18 protein-coding genes and 3 tRNA genes are annotated in these 23467 nt (G+C 60.1%); all 21 read right to left on the reverse strand.

Annotated features, from left to right (window positions below):
• Window positions 1–2: 2 nt before the first annotated feature.
• The gene (locus AC1MDT_RS12635) at window positions 3–542 is read right to left on the reverse strand and encodes a (2Fe-2S)-binding protein (protein WP_480422316.1); all 540 of its coding nucleotides are present in this window, start codon (window positions 540–542) and stop codon (window positions 3–5) included.
• Window positions 535–3366, reverse strand: coding sequence for a xanthine dehydrogenase family protein molybdopterin-binding subunit (locus AC1MDT_RS12640; RefSeq protein WP_480422317.1), 2832 nt, complete (start codon window positions 3364–3366; stop codon window positions 535–537). The genes AC1MDT_RS12635 and AC1MDT_RS12640 overlap by 8 nt, the downstream gene beginning before the upstream one ends.
• Window positions 3367–3892: 526 nt before the next feature.
• Window positions 3893–3969, reverse strand: a tRNA-Asp gene (locus tag AC1MDT_RS12645).
• 92 nt (window positions 3970–4061) lie between these two features.
• A tRNA-Asp gene (locus AC1MDT_RS12650) sits at window positions 4062–4138 on the reverse strand.
• Window positions 4139–4193: 55 nt separating this feature from the next.
• A tRNA-Val gene (locus AC1MDT_RS12655) sits at window positions 4194–4269 on the reverse strand.
• 253 nt (window positions 4270–4522) lie between these two features.
• Window positions 4523–5299, reverse strand: coding sequence for an SDR family oxidoreductase (locus AC1MDT_RS12660; RefSeq protein WP_480422318.1), 777 nt, complete (start codon window positions 5297–5299; stop codon window positions 4523–4525).
• On the reverse strand, window positions 5296–6507 hold the full coding sequence (locus AC1MDT_RS12665; protein ID WP_480422319.1) for an O-succinylhomoserine sulfhydrylase: 1212 nt from the start codon (window positions 6505–6507) through the stop codon (window positions 5296–5298). The genes AC1MDT_RS12660 and AC1MDT_RS12665 overlap by 4 nt, the downstream gene beginning before the upstream one ends.
• 172 nt (window positions 6508–6679) lie before the next feature.
• The gene (purF, locus tag AC1MDT_RS12670) at window positions 6680–8185 is read right to left on the reverse strand and encodes an amidophosphoribosyltransferase (RefSeq protein WP_480422320.1); all 1506 of its coding nucleotides are present in this window, start codon (window positions 8183–8185) and stop codon (window positions 6680–6682) included.
• Window positions 8186–8226: 41 nt separating this feature from the next.
• Complete coding sequence (locus AC1MDT_RS12675; RefSeq protein WP_414907803.1) at window positions 8227–8787, reverse strand: CvpA family protein; 561 nt, start codon at window positions 8785–8787, stop codon at window positions 8227–8229.
• 262 nt (window positions 8788–9049) lie between these two features.
• A complete protein-coding gene (locus tag AC1MDT_RS12680) occupies window positions 9050–9706 on the reverse strand; it encodes an SPOR domain-containing protein (RefSeq protein WP_480422321.1) in 657 nt (218 codons plus the stop codon).
• Window positions 9690–10997, reverse strand: coding sequence for a bifunctional tetrahydrofolate synthase/dihydrofolate synthase (gene folC, locus AC1MDT_RS12685; RefSeq protein ID WP_480422322.1), 1308 nt, complete (start codon window positions 10995–10997; stop codon window positions 9690–9692). The genes AC1MDT_RS12680 and folC overlap by 17 nt, the downstream gene beginning before the upstream one ends.
• Window positions 10994–11914, reverse strand: coding sequence for an acetyl-CoA carboxylase, carboxyltransferase subunit beta (gene accD / locus AC1MDT_RS12690; protein ID WP_046026890.1), 921 nt, complete (start codon window positions 11912–11914; stop codon window positions 10994–10996). The genes folC and accD overlap by 4 nt, the downstream gene beginning before the upstream one ends.
• Window positions 11915–12097: 183 nt before the next feature.
• The gene (locus AC1MDT_RS12695) at window positions 12098–12730 is read right to left on the reverse strand and encodes a phosphoribosylanthranilate isomerase (RefSeq protein WP_480422323.1); all 633 of its coding nucleotides are present in this window, start codon (window positions 12728–12730) and stop codon (window positions 12098–12100) included.
• Between the two features lie 63 nt (window positions 12731–12793).
• The gene (gene truA, locus AC1MDT_RS12700) at window positions 12794–13648 is read right to left on the reverse strand and encodes a tRNA pseudouridine(38-40) synthase TruA (protein ID WP_480422324.1); all 855 of its coding nucleotides are present in this window, start codon (window positions 13646–13648) and stop codon (window positions 12794–12796) included.
• Window positions 13649–13918: 270 nt separating this feature from the next.
• A complete protein-coding gene (locus AC1MDT_RS12705) occupies window positions 13919–16567 on the reverse strand; it encodes a FimV/HubP family polar landmark protein (RefSeq protein ID WP_480422325.1) in 2649 nt (882 codons plus the stop codon).
• Window positions 16568–16775: 208 nt separating this feature from the next.
• Window positions 16776–17786, reverse strand: a complete 1011-nt coding sequence (locus tag AC1MDT_RS12710) for an aspartate-semialdehyde dehydrogenase (RefSeq protein WP_480422326.1) — start codon at window positions 17784–17786, stop codon at window positions 16776–16778.
• Between the two features lie 242 nt (window positions 17787–18028).
• Complete coding sequence (gene asd / locus AC1MDT_RS12715) at window positions 18029–19141, reverse strand: aspartate-semialdehyde dehydrogenase (RefSeq protein WP_201113013.1); 1113 nt, start codon at window positions 19139–19141, stop codon at window positions 18029–18031.
• 69 nt (window positions 19142–19210) lie between these two features.
• A complete protein-coding gene (gene leuB, locus AC1MDT_RS12720) occupies window positions 19211–20293 on the reverse strand; it encodes a 3-isopropylmalate dehydrogenase (protein WP_480422327.1) in 1083 nt (360 codons plus the stop codon).
• 65 nt (window positions 20294–20358) lie between these two features.
• The gene (locus tag AC1MDT_RS12725; protein ID WP_480422328.1) at window positions 20359–21126 is read right to left on the reverse strand and encodes a class I SAM-dependent methyltransferase; all 768 of its coding nucleotides are present in this window, start codon (window positions 21124–21126) and stop codon (window positions 20359–20361) included.
• A 145-nt stretch (window positions 21127–21271) separates the two neighbouring features.
• Entirely contained in the window at window positions 21272–21916 is a 645-nt protein-coding gene (leuD, locus tag AC1MDT_RS12730) for a 3-isopropylmalate dehydratase small subunit (protein ID WP_480422329.1), read from the reverse strand.
• Window positions 21917–21926: 10 nt separating this feature from the next.
• Window positions 21927–23345, reverse strand: coding sequence for a 3-isopropylmalate dehydratase large subunit (gene leuC / locus AC1MDT_RS12735; RefSeq protein ID WP_480422330.1), 1419 nt, complete (start codon window positions 23343–23345; stop codon window positions 21927–21929).
• Window positions 23346–23467 lie beyond the last annotated feature (122 nt).

A 23467-nucleotide genomic window follows, 5' to 3' on the forward strand; every position in this document is an offset into this window, starting at 1 on the left:
GCTCAACCCTCCTTGACCAGGCCGAGATCGGTCAGCACGTTGCGCGTGGCGCTGTAATAGCGGACGTAGCCAGTGCAGCGGCAGATATGGTGACCGAGGCTGTCCTCGATGACTTTCTCCAGCTGACTTTTAACAATCGGCTGACGCTGAAGTTTTTCCACCAGCACCGTCGCGGCATTCACAAACCCCGGCGCGCAATAGCTGCACTGGAACGCGAACTCATCGACGAAACGTTGCTGGATCGGGTTCAACTGAGTGACCTTGCCCTCCTCATCGCGGGTCGCGTGACCTTCGATGGTCCGCACTTTCTTACCTTCGAAGTAATGCGCGCCGGTGATGCAGGTGCGCACTTCTTCGCTGGTGCCGTCCGGGTTATCGACGATCACCACGCACGCATGGCAAATACCCTGGCCGCAGCCCAGGCGCGAGCCGGTGAGGTTTTTGTATTCGTGCAGGTAGTCGATCATCGGCAGATCATCAGGGATGTCCACTGGGCCGACAGATTGACCGTTGAGGGTCAGTTGAAGCGGACGGTTAGCCATTGAGGGCCTCCTTGATGCGTGCAGACGTGATAGGCAGGTCGCGGACCCGTTTACCGATGGCATGCGCCACGGCGTTACCGATGGCACCCACCACCGGGATCATCACCACTTCAGCAATGCCCTTCGATGGATCGCTTGGCGACAGTGGCGGCAAAATCTCGGCCGTTTGCTTCCAGACCGCCACGTGGCGCGCCATGGGCAGGCGATAACGGTTGAAATTCCAGTCACCCTCCCCCGGCCCGCCTTCGTACAACGGCATCTCTTCCATCAGCGCATGGCCGATGCCCATGGCGATCCCGCCTTCGAGCTGACCTTTGACCAGTTCTTCCACCAGCACCCGACCGCACTCAACCCACGAGTGGTGGTTAAGGACCTGAACCTCGGCCGAACCTTTGTTCACTTTCAATTCCACCAACGTCGCGACCGGGCTGTAGTAAGTCACCATCGCATTGTTCAGCTGGGTGTCCGGGTAATGCACGTTCTGCCGATCCAGCAGATGGAAACCAGCGCTGTTCATCTGCGCCTTTTTCACGCTCGGAGCGCCGTCGCCGTACTTGACTGCCAAACCGTCGAGCGGCAGGCGTTCGCGCACGCCGTCGATGCTGAACTCGGCGTCGGCCCAGCTCCAGCGGTTGAAACCGTGCACGGTCGCACCAGTGACCAGACCACGCTCGTGAGCGTATTTGGCCAGCTGTTCGAAGCTCAACGGTTGCATGCCGTTGGCGGTCAGTTTGCCGTCGACCCAATGCGCATCTTCGCGACGCACCACGTACGGGTTGGCCTGTCCGCCGTACGGGCCCTGGCCCCAGATCTGCAACGCCGCCGGCCATAAACCGTGGTTGAACAGTACGCGCGCCGCTTCACGGGTGGCGTGGCTGAAGTAATACGCGGAGTTGGTCGCTGACGACGCCGAGGCCAATTTGCCGACCCAGCGCGGATTGCGCAGCAAGCTGTCCTGTTCGGCCTGACTCATGATGTACGGGTTACCGCCGCTGATGAGTTGCAACTCTTTCCATTCAGTCTGGCCGGTCTTCACTTCAGTCGCCGGAACGCCAAGGAAATCCGCCACGACCAAGGCTTGCGAAGTCGACATACCGGTGCCGATTTCGATACCAATGTGACGCAGGGTAATGTGCCCTTCAGCAGTGAATTCGATGCTCGCCATCGGTGCTTCGGAACCGGTGCCGAAATCTTTCTGGCAGATGGCGAAACCGATGCCGTACCAGTTATCCGGGTCTTCGGATTCGCGCTGCTTTTTGATCGCGTCGCGATTTTTCCAGACGTCATGCACGGCGGCCTTGTCGAGAATCTCGTGCAGGCGCAGCGCACCCGCCGGCACGGCGCCCTGGGTGTTTTTCATACCCGAGACCATGGCGTTTTTCTTGCGCAAGTCGATGGCATCGATGCCGAGACGACCGGCAATTTCATCCACCATCATCTCGGTGGAAGCCATGCTTTGCAGGGTGCCGTAACCGCGCATCGATCCGGCTTCAACAGCGCGGGAATGATAGGCGGTGACCTGCAAATCGTTCTGGGGCATGTAGTAGATCGACTGCGCCGCCGTGGCGCCAACCGCCGCCACCGATGGGCTGTAGTTGATTCGTCCGCCGCCGTCGACGCTCATCTCGGCGCGGAAAATCTTGAAACTGTGATCGGTCTTGTCCACCGCCAATTGATAACGGATATCGAACGGGTGACGCTTGATCCCGCTCTGGAACTGCTCGTAGCGGTCGTTGGCCAGGCGCACCGGCACACCGGCGCCGTACAACGCCGCCAGGGCTGCGTAGTAGACGAAGATGTTGTGGTCCTTGGAACCGTAACCGACGGTGTAGCCGGGGTGCATGTTCAGGCTGGCCAGGCCGAAACGCGACGGTGCGATCATCTTCGCGGTTTCGGTCGCCGCTTCCAGTGGGCACTGAGTCGCCACCACGAAATGCAGGGTTTTGGTCGCCGGATCGTACCAGCCGTTGCCGTTGTCCGGCTCCATGGCGGCCGGCTCAATGGACGGGGTTTTGTAACGCTCGTCGAACACCAGCCAGTTGTCTGGCGGCGCGTCGATCTGCTGCTTCATGCGCTCGGCGTAGAACAGCCCGCGCTCGGTCAGGTTGCCGTGCAGGTTCGGCTGGGAGTTCCACACCGGACGGCGGTTTTTCAGCATCGGGAACAGGATCGAATCCTTGAGGCTGGCGAACTCATCTTCGTCCGCCGAGGTCGCGCCGCCGACGCGCACATAGCGGAAGCTGCCGTACGGATCGCGTTCGTAGAACGGCACCTGGGCGCCGTAACGAATCGCTTTGTCATTGAATTTGAGTTTGGCCTTGGCTTGACGGAAGCGCTCGAAATCGTTCCAGATCAGGATCGCCACCGGGTGACCGATGAACATCGGCACCTTGCCTTCCGGCAGCAGCGGATCAGGCGCGTGCTCTTCCGGAAAGACGATGCCGTCCTTGTCCAGGTCGGCGGCGGTGACGATGCGGTCGGGTTGCAACTCGGCGCCAAGCCACGACAGGTCATAGCCTGCGTAGATGCGGTCGGCCTTGACGGTTTTCAGCAGCATGGCGTGGCCTTGCTGCTGGGGCCAGCCCGGCATGTCCTTGGCGCGGATGTCGCGGGCAAAGACCTTGCTGCCGCAGACCTTCGACAAGGCATCGTTACGCGAGCGCGCCTTGCCGTTGTTACCGAGCCACTGCTCGGACGGCACGGTCACGCTGTTTTCCATCAAGGCGGCCAGCGCCTGGGTGCTAAGCGGTGTAAGCGTCACGCTCACACCCGCCACCAGCCCGCCCTGCAGGAACGAGCGCCGGGATATATCACGATTGGACATGGATCATCCTCTAGGTGGGTTATGGGCCCGCCCTTCTGATTATGTACTGGAAATCTCGAGTCTTGCAGAAACCCTTTTTGACGATACAAAGGGCTGTAGTGACAGTGCAAAGCTGACCGAAAGGTTAATTTTAAAGGTTTATACGCTCGCCGCAAACAACCCATTACAAAAAACTGACTAAAGAATCAATTTACCGCGGCTTTTCTGTCTATTGAGCGTATCGCGGCAGCGTTGAGTACACCCATTCGACGGTGGTGCTTATGCCGCTTTCGCAAGCAGGCTCGCTCCCACAGGGGTTTGGCGTTGTTGTGCAGATTGAGCGAACGGCAAAAGCCCGCTGTGGGAGCGAGCCTGCTCGCGAAGGCGTCTTCGTAACCGAGAGTAATTCAGTGACAGGAAAGGAGGAAAAGCCAAATTTCAGACACAAAAAACCCCGGTCTTTCGACCAGGGTCTTTGCTATCGACTCGAATAAGCCAGCGGCTTTCTTCGTAGCTCCAAGGCGTTCAGTGGGCCTTGAGGCAGATATGGCGCAGCGGACGGGACTCGAACCCGCGACCCCCGGCGTGACAGGCCGGTATTCTAACCGACTGAACTACCGCTGCGTATCGCTTTGGACTTGCGTCCAATTAACTCGTCTGATTGAAAGCTTCGAGGCTTTTCAATCTCGAGCCAGGCAAGCCTGACTCGGCAAATATGGCGCAGCGGACGGGACTCGAACCCGCGACCCCCGGCGTGACAGGCCGGTATTCTAACCGACTGAACTACCGCTGCGCGTCGGTGGAGGCTTTTAAAGGCTTCCATCTTGCTTTCGCAAGACTCTCGGAAGTGGTGGGTGATGACGGGATCGAACCGCCGACATTCTGCTTGTAAGGCAGACGCTCTCCCAGCTGAGCTAATCACCCGTTTGCATCTCCGAGGCCGCGAAATTTACGCAGGTAGCGAACCTAAGTCAATAGCAGGATTGAAGTTTTTCTGAAAAAGACAAAACGGTGTCATTCCAGACAACTGCCAGACCGCTTTCGCGAGCAGGCTCGCTCCCACACTCGATAGACGTCGTACACACGATAGGTGTTCACTGGCAATCAGCTGTGGGAGCGAGCCTGCTCGCGAAGGCGGTGGCACATCCAACTTCATTGCTGGCCAGCCCGACGCGGTTTACTCGCTGTAAATCATCTTCTTGGTCATGCCACCATCGACCACAAACTCTTGGCCCGTGACAAACCCGGCGTTCTTCGACAGCAACCACGCGACCATTGCCGCAACGTCCTCGACCGTCCCTACCCTGCCCGCCGGATGCTGGGCATGGTCAGCCTCGGTCAGCGGTTCGGCACGCCGTACCGCGGGGTCCCGCGTATCGATCCAGCCAGGGCTGACCGCATTCACCCGAATTTCCGGTCCAAGGCTGATCGCCAAGGCATGAGTCAGGGCCAACAGACCGCCCTTGCTCGCCGCATAGGCCTCTGTGTCGGGTTCCGATTGCCCGGCGCGGGTCGAAGCCAGATTGACGATCGCCCCGCTGTGAGCGCGCAGGTACGGCGCACAGTGCTTGGCCAACAGCATCGGCCCACTGAGGTTCACCGCCAGCACCCGATTCCAGTACGCCAGATCGAGGCTTTCCAGGGTGATATTGTGCGGATCGGCCACCGCGGCGTTGCACACCAGCGCATCCAGTCGCCCGAACTGCCCCAGCACCTCGGCGACACCCAACGCCACCTGCCCTTCATTCGAGACATCCATGGCGATGAACCAGGCGTTGTCGCCGAGCACCTTCGCCACTTTCGAACCGCGCACACGGTCCAGATCCGTCAGCACCACCTGCCAGCCTTCACTGATCAGCCAGGCCGCAATCCCCAGACCAATACCCCGCGCAGCACCGGTCACCAGCGCGACGCGGCCATTGGTACCGGTGCTCGGCGTGGACAACTCGATCACAAAGCCGCCAAGCCACGCGCCAGATCGGCTTGCAGGTCCGCCACGTCTTCCAGGCCGACCGCTATGCGGATCAAGCTGTCACGAATACCCGCCGCTTCACGCTCTTGCGGCGCCAGACGACCGTGGGAGGTCGTGCTCGGGTGCGTGATGGTGGTCTTGGTGTCGCCCAGGTTGGCGGTGATGGAAATCAGACGCGTCGCATCGATAAAGCGCCAGGCGCCCTCTTTGCCGCCCTTGACCTCGAAACTCACGACCGCACCAAAGCCCTTCTGCTGACGCTGAGCCAGTTCGTGCTGCGGATGGCTCTTGAGACCGGCGTAATGGACTTTCTCGATGCCGTCCTGCTGCTCCAGCCATTCGGCCAGTTGCTGGGCGTTGGCGCAATGCGCCTTCATGCGCAGGCCCAGGGTTTCGAGGCCCTTGAGGAAGATCCAGGCATTGAAAGGGCTGAGGGTCGGCCCGGCGGTACGCAGGAAGCCGACCACTTCTTTCATCTGCTCGCTGCGACCGGCCACTACGCCGCCCATGCAACGGCCCTGGCCGTCGATGAACTTGGTTGCCGAGTGCACGACGATGTCCGCACCCAGTTTCAGTGGCTGCTGCAACGCAGGCGTGCAGAAGCAGTTGTCGACCACCAGCATCGCGCCTTTGGCGTGAGCGATTTCCGACAACGCGGTGATGTCCACCAACTCGGCCAATGGATTGGACGGCGACTCGACGAACAGTAATTTGGTGTTGGACTTGATAGCCGCATCCCAGCCGGACAAATCCGCCAGAGGCACGTAATCGACCTCGACGCCAAAGCGCTTGAAGTATTTCTCGAACAGGCTGATGGTCGAGCCGAACACGCTACGCGATACCAATACGTGATCGCCAGCACTGCACAGGCTCATCACCACGGCCATGATCGCAGCCATGCCGGTGGCCGTGGCGACAGCTTGCTCGGCGCCTTCCAGCGCGGCAATACGCTCCTCGAACGCGCGCACGGTCGGGTTGGTGTAACGCGAATAAACGTTGCCCGGCACTTCACCGGCAAAGCGTGCCGCCGCATCGGCGGCGGTACGGAATACGTAGCTGGAGGTGAAGAACATCGGATCACCGTGTTCGCCTTCCGGCGTACGGTGCTGACCGGCGCGAACGGCCAGGGTATCGAACGCTACGCCTTCTAGGTCGCTGTCCAGCCGACCGGCATCCCAATCCTGACTCATGCCGCCACTCCTTGATTCATTACTCTAATAAAGACATGCACCATCTGTAGGAGCGAGCTTGCTCGCGAAGAACTCAAGGGCGGCACACTGATTCAGGGCAGCCGCGTTATCGTTGACGTCCATCGCGAGCAAGCTCGCTCCTACAGTGGCCAGCCGCGAGGTTGTTCGTTACTCAATTGTTATACAGATCAATGATCGCGCTGACTGCCTGCGTCTTGACCTTGGAGGCATCGTTACGGGCCTGCTCGATCTTGTTCAGGTAAGCCTCGTCGACGTCGCCGGTGACGTAATGGCCGTCGAACACCGCGCAATCGAACTTGTCGATCTTGATCTTGCCGCCACCGACCGCTTCGATCAAGTCAGGCAGGTCCTGATAGATCAGCCAGTCTGCGCCGATCAGATCCGCCACGTCCTGAGTCGAACGGTTATGAGCGATCAGTTCGTGGGCGCTCGGCATGTCGATACCATAGACGTTCGGGTAGCGAACAGCCGGTGCCGCGGAGCAGAAGTAGACGTTTTTGGCGCCGGCTTCACGGGCCATCTGGATGATCTGCTTGCACGTCGTACCGCGAACGATCGAGTCGTCCACCAGCATCACGTTTTTGCCGCGGAACTCCAGCTCGATGGCGTTGAGCTTCTGGCGTACGGATTTTTTCCGAGCCGCCTGCCCTGGCATGATGAAGGTCCGGCCGATGTAGCGGTTCTTCACGAAGCCTTCGCGGAACTTGACGCCCAAGTGGTTCGCCAGCTCCAGGGCCGCAGTGCGGCTGGTGTCCGGAATCGGAATAACCACGTCGATGTCATGCTGTGGACGCTCGCGCAGGATTTTCTCGGCGAGCTTCTCGCCCATGCGCAAACGGGCCTTGTAGACCGATACGCCGTCGATGATCGAGTCCGGACGCGCAAGGTAGACGTGTTCGAAGATGCATGGAGTCAGGGACGGGTTGGTCGCGCACTGACGGGTGTGCAGCTTGCCGTCTTCAGTGATGTAGACCGCTTCGCCCGGCGCCAGGTCGCGAATCAGGGTGAAACCGAGCACGTCCAGGGAGACGCTTTCGGAGGCGATCATGTACTCGACGCCTTCGTCAGTGTGACGCTGGCCGAAGACGATCGGGCGGATGCCGTGCGGATCGCGGAAACCGACGATGCCGTAACCGGTCACCATCGCTACGACCGCGTAACCACCGACGCAACGGTTGTGCACGTCGGTGACGGCCGCGAATACGTCTTCTTCGGTTGGCTGCAACTTGCCGCGCTGGGCCAGCTCGTGTGCGAACACGTTGAGCAGCACTTCCGAATCGGAATTGGTGTTGACGTGGCGCAGGTCAGATTCGTAAATCTCCTTCGCCAACTGTTCAACGTTGGTCAGGTTTCCGTTATGCGCCAGGGTGATGCCATAAGGCGAGTTGACGTAAAACGGTTGAGCTTCGGCCGAGGTCGAACTGCCCGCGGTCGGGTAACGCACATGGCCAATGCCCATGTGCCCGACCAGGCGCTGCATGTGACGCTGATGGAACACGTCACGCACCAGACCATTGTCCTTGCGCAGGAATAACCGGCCATCATGGCTGGTGACAATACCGGCAGCGTCCTGGCCGCGGTGCTGGAGGACGGTTAGCGCGTCATACAGCGCCTGATTGACGTTCGACTTACCGACGATACCGACGATGCCACACATGCGACGCAACCCCTACTTAATGGATCTGAACTGAACACAACTTACTGAGGTGTTTTGACCATCGGCAAGAGGTGCTCCTTGAACGGTATCTCAGCGGGTACGCTGATACCGCTGGCAAGCCACTGACTGCTCCACCCAAGGATCAGGTTTTTGGACCAGTCTGCAACCAATAGAAATTTTGGCACGAGCTGTGACTGCTGCCACCACCCGTCCTGCTGTACCGGCCCCAGGCTCAACAGCCCGACCGCCACGACCACCAGCAACACGCCACGCGCGGCGCCAAAGGCCATGCCGAGGAATCGATCGGTCCCGGATAGCCCGGTGACGCGTACCAACTCGCCGATAAGATAATTGATCATTGCGCCCACGATTAAGGTGGCGACAAACATGATGGCACAGCCCGTGATCACACGAGCCGATGGCGTTTCGATGTAACCGCCGAGGTACTCGGACAATGAACCACCGAACATCCAGGCGACAACTCCTGCGATGATCCAGGTCACCAGCGATAGTGCTTCCTTGACGAAGCCGCGGCTCAAACTGATCAATGCGGAGATGGCGACGATTGCAACGATCGCCCAGTCAACCCAGGTAAATGGCACAGTGCAGCCTACAGACGGATAAGGCGGCGCATTTTAGCAGAGCCCATGCTTATCGGTAAGCTGCGATTGTCAGTGCATTTCAAATAGAGGCAATAGCATACGCCCCTGTAGCAGCTGGCGAAGCCTGCGTCCGGCTGCGCAGCAGCCGTAAAATCAGGCTCCGCTGTGCATCAGGGATACCGTGCGGGCCCGATTTACGACGGCTTCGCCGCCGGACGCAGCCTCGCGGGCTCGGCAGCTGCTACAAAGTTCGCGGTGCTTGTTAACCGCGCTCAGGCTGGAAGCGCACCACAAACCCCTTGAGGTTCTGTTGGCGGCTCAACAGGTCACGCAGACGATCGGCTTCCGCACGCTCGATCAGCGGCCCGACAAATACCCGATTCTTGCCATCGGCGGCGCGGATGTACGCGTTGTAACCCTGACTACGCAGGGTTTTCTGCAGACTTTCTGCACTTTCACGACTCGACAGGCTGGCCAGCTGCACCGACCAGCTGACCGACAGGCCATTGGCATCGACGCGACTTTGCGTGGTGTCCGGCTTGCCCGGTGCGGCCGTGATGGGCTGAGCTGGCGGCGCGGCAGGCTTGGCAGGCTTGGCGACAGGAGGCGGCGTGACCGCTTTGGCGACAGGCGCACTCGGCGCAACCGGCGTCAACTTCGCCAACGGTGCTTCTTGCTGAGCGATCTCGTCATCACTTGGCACCGGCTCTTGTGGCAACGCTTGCGGCTCAGGCACCACCACCGGCTCGACCTGTACTTGCGGCACCGAAGGCGCTTGCGGCGCAGCCGGGGCCTGGACCATCACCTGACGCTGTTCATCCTGACGGGAAAACAGCATGGGCAGGAAAATCACTGCCAGCGCCACCAGAACCAGGGCGCCGACCATGCGCTGCTTGTACGCCTTATCCAGCAATGCCATTTGCCGCTTCCTCCGTGGAGCGCCGAGCCAGCCAATCGAGGGCCTCGGCGACACAATAAAATGATCCGAACAACAGAATCTCGTCGTCGCTCGTCGCCAGCGCGCACTGCCCTTCCAGGGCCGCGGCGACGCTGTCATAAGCTGTTACCGAAGCACCAAGAGACTGCAACGCAGCCTGCAGGTCGGATACGGGGCGCGCCCGCGGTGAATCCAGCGGCGCGACAGCCCAGTGCTGGACACTAGCATTCAATTCACCGACAACACCATCGAGATCCTTGTCCGCCAGCAAGCCGAACACCGCCAGTCGCTTGCCTGCGGGCGGTCGACTGGCCAGACGGCGGGCCAGATACTCTGCCGCATGCGGGTTATGCCCGACATCCAGTAACACGTTAAGACGCTTGCCTTGCCAGTCGAACTGGCGGCGATCAAGACGACCGACCACCCGAGTCGCTTTCAGGGCATCAATAATCTGTGCAGCCTGCCAAGGCAAACCGAGCAACAGATAAGCCTGCAGCGCCAGCGCGGCGTTTTCCATCGGCAGATCGAGCAACGGCAGATCATGCAACTCGACCACACGCCCTTGAGCGTCCTGACCGCGCCATTGCCAGTTGTGATCGGTCACACCGAGGTCAAAATCGCGCCCACGCAGGTAAAACGGGCAGGCCAGCTCGCGCGCTTTATCCAGCAGAGGTTGCGGAGGATTCAGGTCACCACAGAGCGCTGGTGCGCCTTGGCGGAAGATGCCTGCTTTCTCAAAAGCCACGGACTCACGGGTATTGCCCAGATAGTCCGCATGATCGACGCCAATACTGGTGACCAGCGCCATGTCGGCGTCCACCACGTTAACCGTGTCCAGACGTCCGCCCAGCCCGACTTCCAGCACCACCGCATCAAGCCCTGCCTGCTGAAACAGCCAGAACGCCGCCAGGGTGCCCATCTCGAAGTACGTCAGGGAAGTGTCGCCACGCCCCGCCTCAACCGCCGCAAAGGCTTCGCACAGCTCGGCGTCAGTGGCTTCGACGCCATTGACCTGCACCCGCTCGTTGTAACGCAGCAGGTGCGGAGAATTGTAGACGCCTACGTTCAGGCCCTGCGCCCGCAGCAACGATGCCACGAATGCACAGGTAGAACCTTTGCCGTTGGTGCCGGTGACCGTGATCACCCTAGGCGCCGGCTTGCCCAGCCCCATGCGGGACGCTACCTGTTGCGAGCGCTCCAGCCCCATGTCGATGGCCGAAGGGTGCAACTGCTCAAGGTAGGCGAGCCACTCGCCAAGGGTACGTTGGGTCATAGGTTGGCAGGTACCGGTGGAACTACGATAGGTTCGATTGGCGCGGCAACGAATTTCGGCGTCGGCAGGCCCATCATTTGTGCCAGCAGGTTGCCCAGACGCGGACGCAGTTCCTGACGGTGAATGATCATGTCGATTGCACCGTGCTCCAGCAGGAACTCGCTGCGCTGGAAGCCTTCCGGCAGTTTTTCACGCACGGTTTGCTCGATCACACGCGGACCGGCGAAGCCGATCAGGGCTTTCGGCTCACCGACAATCACATCGCCCAGCATCGCCAGACTGGCGGAAACACCGCCGTATACCGGATCGGTCAGCACGGAGATGAACGGAATGCCTTCTTCACGCAGACGCGCCAGCACCGCGGAGGTCTTGGCCATTTGCATCAGCGAGATCAGCGCTTCCTGCATCCGCGCACCACCGGAAGCGGCGAAGCAGATCATCGGGCATTTGTTTTCCAGTGCGTAGTTGGCGGCGCGAACGAAACGCTCCCCAACGATGGCACCCATCGAACCACCCATGAAGGAGAATTCGAAGGCCGAGACCACAACCGGCATGCCCAGCAAGGTACCGCTCATGGAAATCAGTGCGTCTTTTTCGCCCGTCTGCTTCTGAGCAGCGGTCAGGCGATCCTTGTACTTCTTGCCGTCGCGGAACTTCAGACGGTCAACCGGCTCCAGGTCCGCGCCCAGTTCGGCGCGGCCTTCAGCGTCGAGGAAGATGTCGATGCGCGCGCGTGCGCCGATACGCATGTGGTGGTTGCACTTAGGGCAAACGTCCAGGGTTTTTTCCAGCTCCGGACGATACAGCACTGCCTCGCAAGACGGGCATTTGTGCCACAAACCTTCAGGCACCGAGCTCTTCTTGACCTCGGAACGCATGATCGAAGGGATCAGTTTGTCTACTAACCAGTTGCTCATGCTTTCTTTCTCCAGTACCGGCGGCCCGAACGCTCTGGTTCGCAGCCCCGCGTATGCCCTTGAGCTAAATTCATGTGTGCGGCGATGATTGATGGGTTGCCGGATCAGCTAAACGTGACCTGCGTACACCCCAAAAACCCTCAGCCATGCCTGTGGACGGCGGCAGTGTGCCAGCCGTCACATCTACGCGCTCCTACACGCCCTACGTACCGCGGTGATAAACGCCTGAACCTTGGCGTGATCCTTGATCCCCTTGCTCGCTTCTACTCCACCACTGACGTCCACGGCATAAGGCCGAACCCGCGCAATCGCCTCGGCGACGTTATCGGCGCTCAGGCCGCCAGCGAGGATAATCGGTTTGCTCAAGCCTTGCGGTATCAGTGACCAGTCGAAAGCTTCACCAGTTCCGCCCGGCACGCCTTCAACATAAGCATCAAGCAGAATACCGCTGGCGCTCGGAAACGCGTCGCACGCCGCCGCGATGTCATCACCGGCCTTGACCCGCAGGGCCTTGATGTATGGCCGATGCCAACCTTCGCACTCGGTGGCGCTTTCATCACCGTGAAATTGCAACAGGTCCAGCGGCACAGCGTCGAGGATTTCACCCAGCTCGCAGCGACTGGCATTGACGAACAAACCCACGGTGGTCACGAATGGCGGCAAGGCCTGAATGATCGCCCTGGCCTGCTGAAACGTCACCGCCCGCGGGCTTTTGGCGTAAAATACAAATCCGATGGCATCGGCCCCCGCCTCGACCGCCGCCAACGCATCTTCTATGCGGGTAATCCCGCAAATTTTGCTGCGAACGACCGACATGTCGATAGAACCTCAAGGCAAATCCGAGAAAGTCCCGGATGGTAACAAAAGCGTTCGAAGGCGTCAGCCGTCAAGTTCCGTGAAACCGGTCAGGAAGTGTGGGCCGATGTAACGCTCGGGCAATTCGAACTCATCGCGGTACTCGACCTGCACCAGATACAGGCCGAACGGATGCGCCGTCACCCCGCCAGAACGGCGAATGCGACTTTCCAGCACTTCTTTCATCCACTCCACCGGGCGCTCGCCGGCGCCGATAGTCATCAGCACACCTGCAATGTTGCGCACCATATGGTGCAGGAACGCGCTGGCGCGGATGTCCAGCACGATCATCTTGCCGTGGCGCGTAACGCGCAAGTGATGCAGCTCCTTGATCGGCGACTTGGCCTGGCACTGGCCGGCACGGAAAGCGCTGAAGTCATGGGTGCCGACCAGATACTGGGCAGCCTCGGCCATGCGCTCGACATCCAGCGGACGGTGGTTCCAGGTGATTTCTTCGTTCAGGTGCGCGGGACGGATCTGATCGTTGTAGATCACGTAGCGATAACGCCGGGCGATGGCCTTGAACCGCGCATGAAAATGCGCCGGCATGACCTTGGCCCAACTGACGCTCACGTCGTGGGGCAAATTTATGTTCGCACCCATGACCCAGGCTTTCATCGAACGCTCGACCTGCGTGTCGAAATGCACCACCTGCCCGCAAGCATGCACGCCGGCGTCAGTGCGCCCGGCGCAGAGCAACGACACAGGTGAGTCGGCGACTTTGGACAAGGCCTTTTCCAGGGTTTCCTGCACGGTGAGTACGCCGGAGGCCTGGCGCTGCCAGCCGCGGTAACGCGAACCTTTGTATTCAACGCCCAACGCGATCCGGAAAAAGCCATCGGCCGCCTGTTCGGCGGACGGGTTATCTATATTTGCCAAGGAGTGACAGCCTGCTGATGTACGCAAAGGCGGGCATTATAAGGCCGCCGGACGGGGATGCCAGTGCAACAGCCAATACGGTGTTGAATGGCCCCTTCGCGAGCAGGCTCGCTCCCACAGGGTTTTGTGAACACTGGAGATCCATGTGGGAGCGAGCCTGCTCCGGGCGGCGTTCCGACGAAGGCGATCCCATAGACACCATCGCACCACCGCTAAAACAAATACGGCAGCCTTGATGGGCTGCCGTTTTGTTTACGCCGTGTCGATGACTCAAGCCAGACGCGAAAGCATTTCCCTGGCTTCGCTCTTCTGGCCGGCATCGCCCTCAGTCACTACCTCATTGAGGATATCCCGGGCGCCATCGCTATCGCCCATGTCGATGTAGGCCTGGGCCAGATCGAGCTTGGTGGCAACTTCGTCGGTACCGGAAAGGAAGTCGAATTCCAGCTCGTCATCCGCAGAAGCCAAAGCGTCTTTCGCGGTGAAGCTCGGTTCGCCGACGCTACTGGACAAACTCTCCAGCTCGGCGTTGACATCATTCAGCTCGGCAGCGAACGCATCCGGCGCCTCCAGACCGCCCATTTCATCGGCCAGCGACAGGTCGAAGTCGCCCAGCAGGTCCAGATCGTCCGGCACCGCAGGGGCAACCGGCGCATCAGCGACAGGAATATCCTTGAGGTCATCATCCAGGCTCAACAGGAAATCGTCTTCGGACAGGGTTGCTGGCGAGGCATCGCCACCGAGGTCCATGTCCAGATCGAAGTCCGACAGGTCATCAAGGTTGTCCTTGATTTCTGTGTGCTGCTGCAACACCGACTCGAAGCTCAAATCATCGTCTTGCGGGAACTCGCTCAGTTCGGCAGCCGCTTCTGGCTCGGGTTCCGGCGCAACCACTGCAGGCGAGGCAGGCGAGGCAGCTTCCAGATCATCCAGACTCAGATCGAAGGCGCTGTCGAAATCGTCATCGGCCAAGGCCGGTTCCGGCGCTTGCGGCTCGTCCTGCAACAAGTCTTTAACGTATTGCGCGTCCAGTTCGGCCGCGACGGCGGCGGCAGCGATGCCACCGGCAGCCACGAGAACCATGGCCGGGAAGCGGCTTTTCAGCTGTTCGACTTGAGCGTAGTTGTCACCGTTGGCGACCAGTTGGCGCTCCTGGGCGACGAATGCATTGCGATCGCCCTGCTGACCGTAGACTTCCATCAGTTTCAGGCGCAGATCACTGCGTTGCGGTTCTTGCTTGATGCCGTCCTCAAGCAACGCCGCCGCCTGATTCAATCGACCGGCGGCAATGTGCGACTGAGCCTTGCTCAGTACGTCATTATCACGCTCGGCAGCAGGCGATATCAGTGGCGCGGCGATCGGTGGCGTGACTACGACTGGAGCAATCACCGGTGCGGGCGCAGGTACTGGCGCGGGCGTCGGCGTCGGCGTCGGTGCGGTAGCGAGTTTCACGCTCGGTGGCGGAACTTCCAGACCTTCGAAGCTGCTCTCCGGCAGGTCCTGGTCCACAGAAAATTCCTGCTCCTCAGACAAGGCTCGGGCCATGCGCAGATGCTTCTCGGCTTCTTGCTGGGCTTTGCGGCGACGGGCCAGCAACAGTAACAAAAGCAGCAGAATCACCGCACCGCCGCCGGCCAGCCCCAGCAGGTACGGATTGGTCAGCAGGTCGTTGTATTGTTGCTCGTCGGACGCGATCGGCGCCGGCTCGATTGGCTTTTCAACCGGGGCTGGCGCAGCCTCAGGTGCGGTTGCCGCGGGGGCGGGCGTTATCACAGGGGCTGGCGTTGTTGCAGGGCTGGCCACCAGTTCGGCCGATATCGGTGCCGCAGGCTGGGCAATCGCAGCGGGCGCCGTTGCGCTCCCTTCTGCCTGCAACTTGGCCAATTGATTGTTCTTCAGTTCGATCAGACGCTGCAGCTTGTCCATCTGACTTTGCAGATCGGTCATGCGGCTTTTCAGTTCGGCATTGTCACGACGGGTCGTGTCGAGGCTTTCCCGGGTGACGGCCAGCTTGTTGCTCAGATTCTTGGCATCGCCCGCGGCGCCCTTGCCATGGCCCTTGCCAGTGCCGGCAGAGACCAGGCTCAGCGTGTCCTTGGTGACTTTGGGCGAAGTGCCTTCACCGCGCGCGCGCTTGGTGGCGTCGAGTTGCTGTTGGCCGGCGCCAGGCTTGGCGACATAACGACGCCCCTGACGCCACGCCGTGTTCTGCGCGGCCACTTCAGCGATGGCTTTGGGTTGCGGCAGGTTAGTGCTCTGCGCCTGATCCGGCAGACGCAGCACCTGACCGGTTTTCAGCCGGTTGATGTTGCCGTCGATAAAGGCATCCGGGTTCAGTGCCTGAATGGCCAGCATGGTTTGTTGAACCGAACCACCGTTGCGCGCCTTCGCGGCGATTTCCCACAGGGTATCGCGCGGCGTCGTGGTGTATTGAGTCGGCTTGGTCGCACCGGTGACGGGCGCCGTGACGGTTTGGGTCGGCGCAGGTTGCGCGGCCGCATTGGCGGTTTGCGGCGAAAATTTGGACGGATCAAGCAGCACGCTGTAGTCGCGCAGCAGACGACCGTTGGGCCACATCACCTGAACCAGGAATTTCACCATCGGCTCGGTGAGCGGCTTGCTTGAAGTTACACGCAGGATGCTTTTGCCGCTGGCGTTGAGCACCGGGGTAAAGGTCAGGTCATTGAGAAACGCTTGGCGATCAACACCGGCCTTGGCGAAATCATCGGGCGAAGCCAGGCTCGGCACCACTTCGGCAGCGGTGAGGTCCTTGACGTCGAGCAACTCGATTTCCGCCACCAGAGGCTGGTTCAGCGTCGACTTCAGAGTCAGTTCCCCGAGCCCGAGTGCATGCGCCATACCGGAGGACAGCGCCGAGGCGGCCGCAATTGCTAACACCAGTTTGCGAACTTGAACCATAGCCTCATCCTTTGTTTGAACATTCCTCGGCCAGCGAGAAGGTGTTGATAGCCGCTGCCGTAAGGCATTGCGCGCGGCGGCGAAGAGTCGTCGGGCGCGATCATTTCATTCATGCCACGCGAAGCCACACAGGATGGCTCGCCTTCAGCAATCAGGCAGAGCATAACGCTCGGCTAGAACCATTCGACAAATTGTTGCCAAGTATCTTTTACACAAGGTCTTTTATCAACAATTCGGCCACCTGCACAGCATTGAGCGCCGCGCCTTTGCGTACGTTATCTGACGCCAGCCACAAATTAAGTTCCGACAGGTCATCGATACCCTGGCGAACCCGACCGACGTACACCACATCCTGCCCTACCGCGTCGCCTACCGCCGTCGGGTAATCGCCGGCTTCCACCAGTTCGATACCCGGTGCGTCCTCCAGGGCTGCGTTGACTTTCGCCAGGTCGATATCACCCGCGCATTGAAAGGTCACGCTAAAGCTATCGCCAAAAAATACCGGGGCTTGAATGCAAGTCACGGAAATCTTCAATGAAGGCAACGCCATGACCTGACGCAGTTCGCGCACCAGGCGTTTTTCCAGCAGCGTATGGCCTTGGTTATCAGGCTTGCCGACTTGCGCCAGCAAGTTGAAGGCCATCTGCCGATCGAAAAAAGTTGGCTCCAGTGGACGCACATTGAGCAGCTCGGCGGTTTGGCGGGCCAACTCGGTCACGGCTTCGCGCCCTTGAGCGGAGACCGCCAGACAGGCGGTCAGGTTGACGCGTTGCAGATCGAGCAAACCGAGCAACGGCGCCAGCACCACCGCCAGCGTGGTGGCCGACGGGCTTGGGCTGCTGACCTGAAATGGCTTTTTCAGGCCGACCAACACCTGCGCATTGGCTTCAGGCACCACTTGCGGTGCTTGATCGGCCGGCAAGGCGCCAGACAGATCGATCAGCGAGCATCCGGCCGCCGTGGCACGCGAGGCAAAACTCAGGGTCACCGCCGGGCCGGCTGCAAAGAATACCAGCTGGACTTTGCTGAAATCGAACTCATCGACTTCCCGCACACGCACGTTCTTGCCGCGAAACGGTACCGAATGCCCGGCGGATTCGCTGCTGGCCAGCAGGTGCAGGTTGGCGACCGGGAAGTCGCGCTCTTCGAGAATCTGCACGAGCGTTTCGCCGACAGTACCGGTGGCGCCGATCACGGCAATATCAAAGGACTGGCTCATGGTTCTACCTCTGGCGAAACGGGGGGAGCGGCACTTTACCGGGTGGTGGGCATGCAGGCAATTCGGCCGGGGATTTGTGGCGGCTGTGCCGGCCCTATCGCGAGCAAGCTCGCTCCCACAAGGATTGCGCCGAACCCTGTGGGAGCGAGCTTGCTCGCGATGAGGCCCTGACTGACGATACAACTTCCATAAAAAAACCCGCACCTCTTTCAAGGCACGGGTTGTTTCATTGCATCAATCGATCAACGCTCAAGCAGAATCCGCAGCATGCGACGCAGCGGTTCGGCCGCGCCCCACAGCAGTTGATCGCCGACGGTGAACGCGCCGACGTACTGCGTGCCCATATTCAGCTTGCGCAAACGGCCAACCGGTACGTTCAGGGTGCCGGTGACTTTCGTCGGGCTCAGCTCCTGAATGCTGACTTCGCGCTGGTTCGGCACCAGTTTGACCCAAGGGTTGTGCTGGCTGATCAGCCCTTCGATGTCGGCGATCGGCACGTCTTTGTTCAGCTTGATGGTCAGCGCCTGGCTGTGGCAGCGCATAGCGCCGATGCGCACGCAAATACCATCGACCGGGATCGGGCTCTTGAAGCGACCGAGGATCTTGTTGGTCTCGGCCTGGGCTTTCCACTCTTCACGGCTTTGACCGTTCGGCAGTTCCTTGTCGATCCACGGGATCAGGCTGCCAGCCAGGGGCACGCCGAAGTTTTCGGTCGGGTACGCATCGCTGCGCATGGCTTCGGCAACACGGCGGTCGATGTCGAGGATGGCGCTGGCCGGGTCGGCCAGTTGATCCGCGACAGCCGCGTGGGTTGCGCCCATCTGCTTGATCAGTTCACGCATGTTCTGCGCGCCGGCACCGGAGGCCGCCTGATACGTCATGGCGCTCATCCACTCCACCAGACCGGCTTCAAACAGACCGCCCAGGCCCATCAGCATCAGGCTGACGGTGCAGTTGCCGCCGATGTAGTTCTTGGTGCCCGCGTCGAGCTGCTGGTCGATGACCTTGCGGTTCACCGGGTCCAGCACGATCACCGCGTCATCCTGCATGCGCAGGCTGGAAGCAGCGTCGATCCAGTAACCCTGCCAACCCGCCTCGCGCAGCTTCGGGAAGACTTCGCTGGTGTAGTCGCCACCCTGACAGGTCAAAATCACGTCGAGGGTTTTCAGCTCTTCAATGCTGTAAGCGTCCTTGAGCGGGGCAATGTCCTTGCCCACGGACGGGCCTTGGCCACCGACATTGGAAGTGGTGAAAAACACCGGCTCAATAAGATCGAAATCCTGCTCTTCCAGCATCCGCTGCATGAGCACGGAACCGACCATACCGCGCCAACCGATCAGACCTACACGTTTCATCGCAACTACACCTTCTTTAAAAAGTGGGCCGCTGCTTTCGAAGTGGAAAGTGGCAGCGGGCCCGAGAGATTACAGTTTCCGCAGCGCGGCGACTACTGCGTCGCCCATTTCCTGCGTACCGACTTTAGTGCAACCGGCCGACCAGATGTCGCCTGTGCGCAGGCCCTGATCCAGCACCAGGCTCACGGCTTTCTCGATCGCATCCGCCGCATCCTGCAGATTGAAGCTGTAACGCAACATCATCGACACCGACAAAATGGTCGCCAGCGGGTTGGCGATGCCTTTGCCCGCGATGTCCGGCGCCGAACCGTGGCACGGCTCGTACATGCCTTTGTTGTTGGTATCCAGGGATGCCGACGGCAGCATGCCGATGGAACCGGTGAGCATCGACGCCTGGTCGGACAGAATGTCACCGAACATGTTGTCTGTGACGATCACGTCGAATTGCTTCGGCGCGCGCACCAGCTGCATCGCAGCGTTGTCGACGTACATGTGGCTCAGTTCGACTTCCGGGTAATCCTTGGCCACTTGTTCGACGATTTCACGCCACAGCTGGCTGGAAGCCAGGACGTTGGCTTTGTCCACCGAGCACAGCTTCTTGCTGCGCACCATGGCCATGTCGAAACCGACACGGGCGATGCGGCGGATTTCACTTTCGCTGTACGGCAGGGTGTCGTAGGCCTGACGCTCGCCGTTTTCCAGCGTGCGGGTGCCGCGTGGCGCGCCGAAATAGATGCCGCCGGTCAGTTCGCGAACGATCAGAATGTCCAGGCCGGCAACGATTTCGGGTTTCAGGCTCGAAGCCTCGGCCAGTTGCGGGTACAGGATCGCCGGGCGCAGGTTGCCGAACAGGCCCAGTTGCGCTCGAATCTTCAGCAGGCCGCGCTCAGGGCGAATGTCACGCTCGATGGCGTCCCATTTCGGGCCACCCACGGCGCCCAGCAGCACAGCATCGGCCGCGCGGGCACGGTCCAGGGTTTCGTCAGCCAGTGGCACACCGTGTTTGTCGATGGCTGCGCCGCCGATGACGTCGTGGCTCAGTTCAAAGTCCAGGCTGTACTTTTCGTTGGCCAGCTCCAGCACCTTGACCGCTTCGGCCATGATTTCCGGGCCAATACCGTCACCTGGGAGAATCAGAATCTGCTTGCTCATGCTTTCCTCATGTCATCAGTCGGTGCGCCCGCAGGCGCTCCCGGAAAAAATCTATCGCTCGGCGCTTATCGTTCAGTCATCAGCACAATGACATCTGTACTGAACGAACCATCGGCCTCAATCTCAAAATACTCGCGTACTTCATTGCCCATCGACTGCTGCAACTCGCGGATTGCCGCGCGCATCACCTGGGGTGTGCGCATACGCTCGACCCAGGAGCTGTACTCCAGACGCAGCCGTTGACGCGTGGTGCTGCGAGTGTGCAACCCCGCTTCGCTGACCTGGCGCAACCACTCGCCGGCGGAATAATCGCGCACATGGCTGGTGTCGCGCAGCACCTCAACGCTTTGCAGGTAAGTGTCGAACAACGGACTGCCCGGTGACAACACGTCAATGAACGCCGCCACGCCGCCCGGCTTCAGTACCCGACGAACTTCGCGAAGGGCCAGGCCGAGATCGCTCCAATGGTGCGCCGAATAACGGCTGAAGACGAAATCGAACTCGCCATCGGCAAATGGCAGGTGCTCGGCGGCACCGAGTACGGTGGACACATTGCTCAAGCCACGATCGACAGCTGCACCGGCGACCACGTCAAGCATCTGCTGGGACAAGTCGAAAGCCACGACTTCTTTCACCCGCTCCGCCACATGGAAGCTGACGTGGCCGGCGCCGCAGCCCAGGTCCAGCACCCGGGCATCGCCCTGCCCTGCCAGTTCAGCTTGTAGCAATGCGAATTCGGTGCCTTGAGCGTGAACGGCGCTGCTCAGGTAGGCCGAGGCCTGTTCACCAAATTGCTTTTGGACAACCTGACTGTGCTGGGGGGTGCTGGTCATGGGGACTTCCTTTTGGGGGTGGTCTTGCGGTGTTTATTCGGGCGTCTTCGCGAGCAGGCTCGCTCCTACAGGGGGTTTGTGAATGCCGCAAATCCAATGTGGGGGCGAGCCTGCTCGCGATGGGGCCTGCACTAACTACCGAGAATCAAGCGTCGCGAAACAACCACGGCTGGCTCGCGCGATGCCTGGCCTCAAACGTCGCAATCGCCTCATGGTCCTGCAAGGTCAGGCCGATATCATCCAGACCATTGAGCAGGCAATGCTTGCGGAACGCGTCGATTTCAAAGCTCAACACCTTGCCATCCGGACGGGTCACGGTCTGGGCCTGCAGATCGACCTGCAACTGGTAGCCAGGCGTCGCTTCAACCTGCTGGAACAACTCATCCACTTCAGCGTCGCTCAAGATGATCGGCAACAAGCCGTTCTTGAAGCTGTTGTTGAAGAAGATGTCGGCGTAGCTCGGCGCGATGATGCTGCGGAAACCATATTCTTCAAGCGCCCATGGCGCGTGCTCGCGGCTGGAGCCGCAACCGAAGTTTTCACGGGCCAGCAATACGCTGGCACCTTGGTAACGCTCGGCGTTAAGAACGAAATCCTTGTTCAGCGGACGCTTGGAATTGTCCTGATACGGCTGCCCCACATCCAGATAGCGCCATTCATCGAACAGGTTCGGGCCAAAACCGGTGCGCTTGATCGACTTCAAGAACTGCTTCGGGATGATCTGGTCGGTGTCGACGTTGGCACGATCCAAAGGCGCGACAAGACCAGTGTGCTGGGTAAAAGCTTTCATGCTGCGCTCCTTAGATCAATTCACGGACGTCGACAAAACGACCGTTCACAGCGGCGGCGGCGGCCATGGCCGGGCTGACGAGGTGGGTACGGCCACCGGCACCCTGACGGCCTTCGAAGTTACGGTTTGAGGTCGATGCACAATGCTCGCCCGACTCCAAACGGTCCGGGTTCATCGCCAGGCACATTGAGCAACCGGGTTCACGCCACTCGAAACCGGCGTCGAGGAAAATCTTGTCCAGGCCTTCGGATTCCGCCTGAGCCTTCACCAGACCCGACCCCGGCACCACGATGGCCTGCTTGATGGTCGATGCCACTTTGCGGCCCTTGGCAATGACGGCTGCAGCGCGCAGGTCTTCGATCCGCGAGTTGGTGCAGGAACCGATGAACACGCGATCCAGCTGGATGTCGGTGATCGCCTGATTGGCGGTCAAACCCATGTACTTCAAGGCGCGCTCGATGGAGCCGCGTTTAACCAGGTCCATCTCCTGAGCCGGGTCCGGCACGTTCTGATCGACAGCCAATACCATCTCGGGCGATGTGCCCCAACTGACTTGCGGTTTGATCCGGGTCGCGTCGAGTTCGACGATGGTGTCGAATTTGGCGTCCTTATCGGTCACCAGGTCTTTCCAGGCTTCGACGGCCAAGTCCCATTCCGCGCCCTTCGGGGCAAATGGACGCCCCTTCACGTAGGCCACTGTTTTTTCGTCTGCAGCCACCAGGCCTACGCGAGCGCCCGCCTCGATGGACATGTTGCAGATGGTCATGCGGCCTTCAACGGACAAATCGCGAATCGCGCTACCGGCGAATTCGATGGCATGACCGTTACCGCCAGCGGTACCGATCTTGCCGATGACTGCAAGAACGATGTCCTTGGCGGTCACGCCGAACGGCAGTTTGCCTTCGACCGAGACCAACATATTCTTCATTTTCTGGGCAACCAGGCACTGAGTGGCGAGCACGTGCTCGACCTCGGAAGTGCCGATACCGTGAGCCAAGGCACCGAACGCGCCATGGGTCGAGGTATGGGAGTCGCCGCAGACCACGGTCATGCCCGGCAAGGTCGCGCCCTGCTCCGGGCCGATGACGTGAACGATGCCTTGGCGCACATCATTCATCTTGAATTCGACAATGCCATATTCATCGCAGTTGTCGTCGAGGGTCTGAACCTGCAAACGCGAGACCTGGTCGACAATGGCTTCGATGCCGCCCTTGCGTTCCGGGGTAGTCGGTACGTTGTGGTCCGGGGTCGCGATGTTGGCATCGATGCGCCAAGGCTTGCGCCCGGCCAGGCGCAGGCCTTCAAAGGCTTGCGGCGAGGTCACTTCATGGATGATGTGACGATCGATGTAAATCAGCGCAGAGCCATCGTCGCGCTGTTTAACCAAATGCGAATCCCAGAGCTTGTCGTAGAGCGTTTTGCCGGCCATCAGACGGTTTCCTCATCAGCTTTTCTATGCCAGAGAGAATTTCAATAACCCCTTGGCTTGTGAGGTCGATCCTAGGGGGTTACATTAAATAACTCAAATTCATATTTTTTATGCTTTGGATA

This window comes from Pseudomonas sp. ASL7 (genome assembly GCF_056680375.1).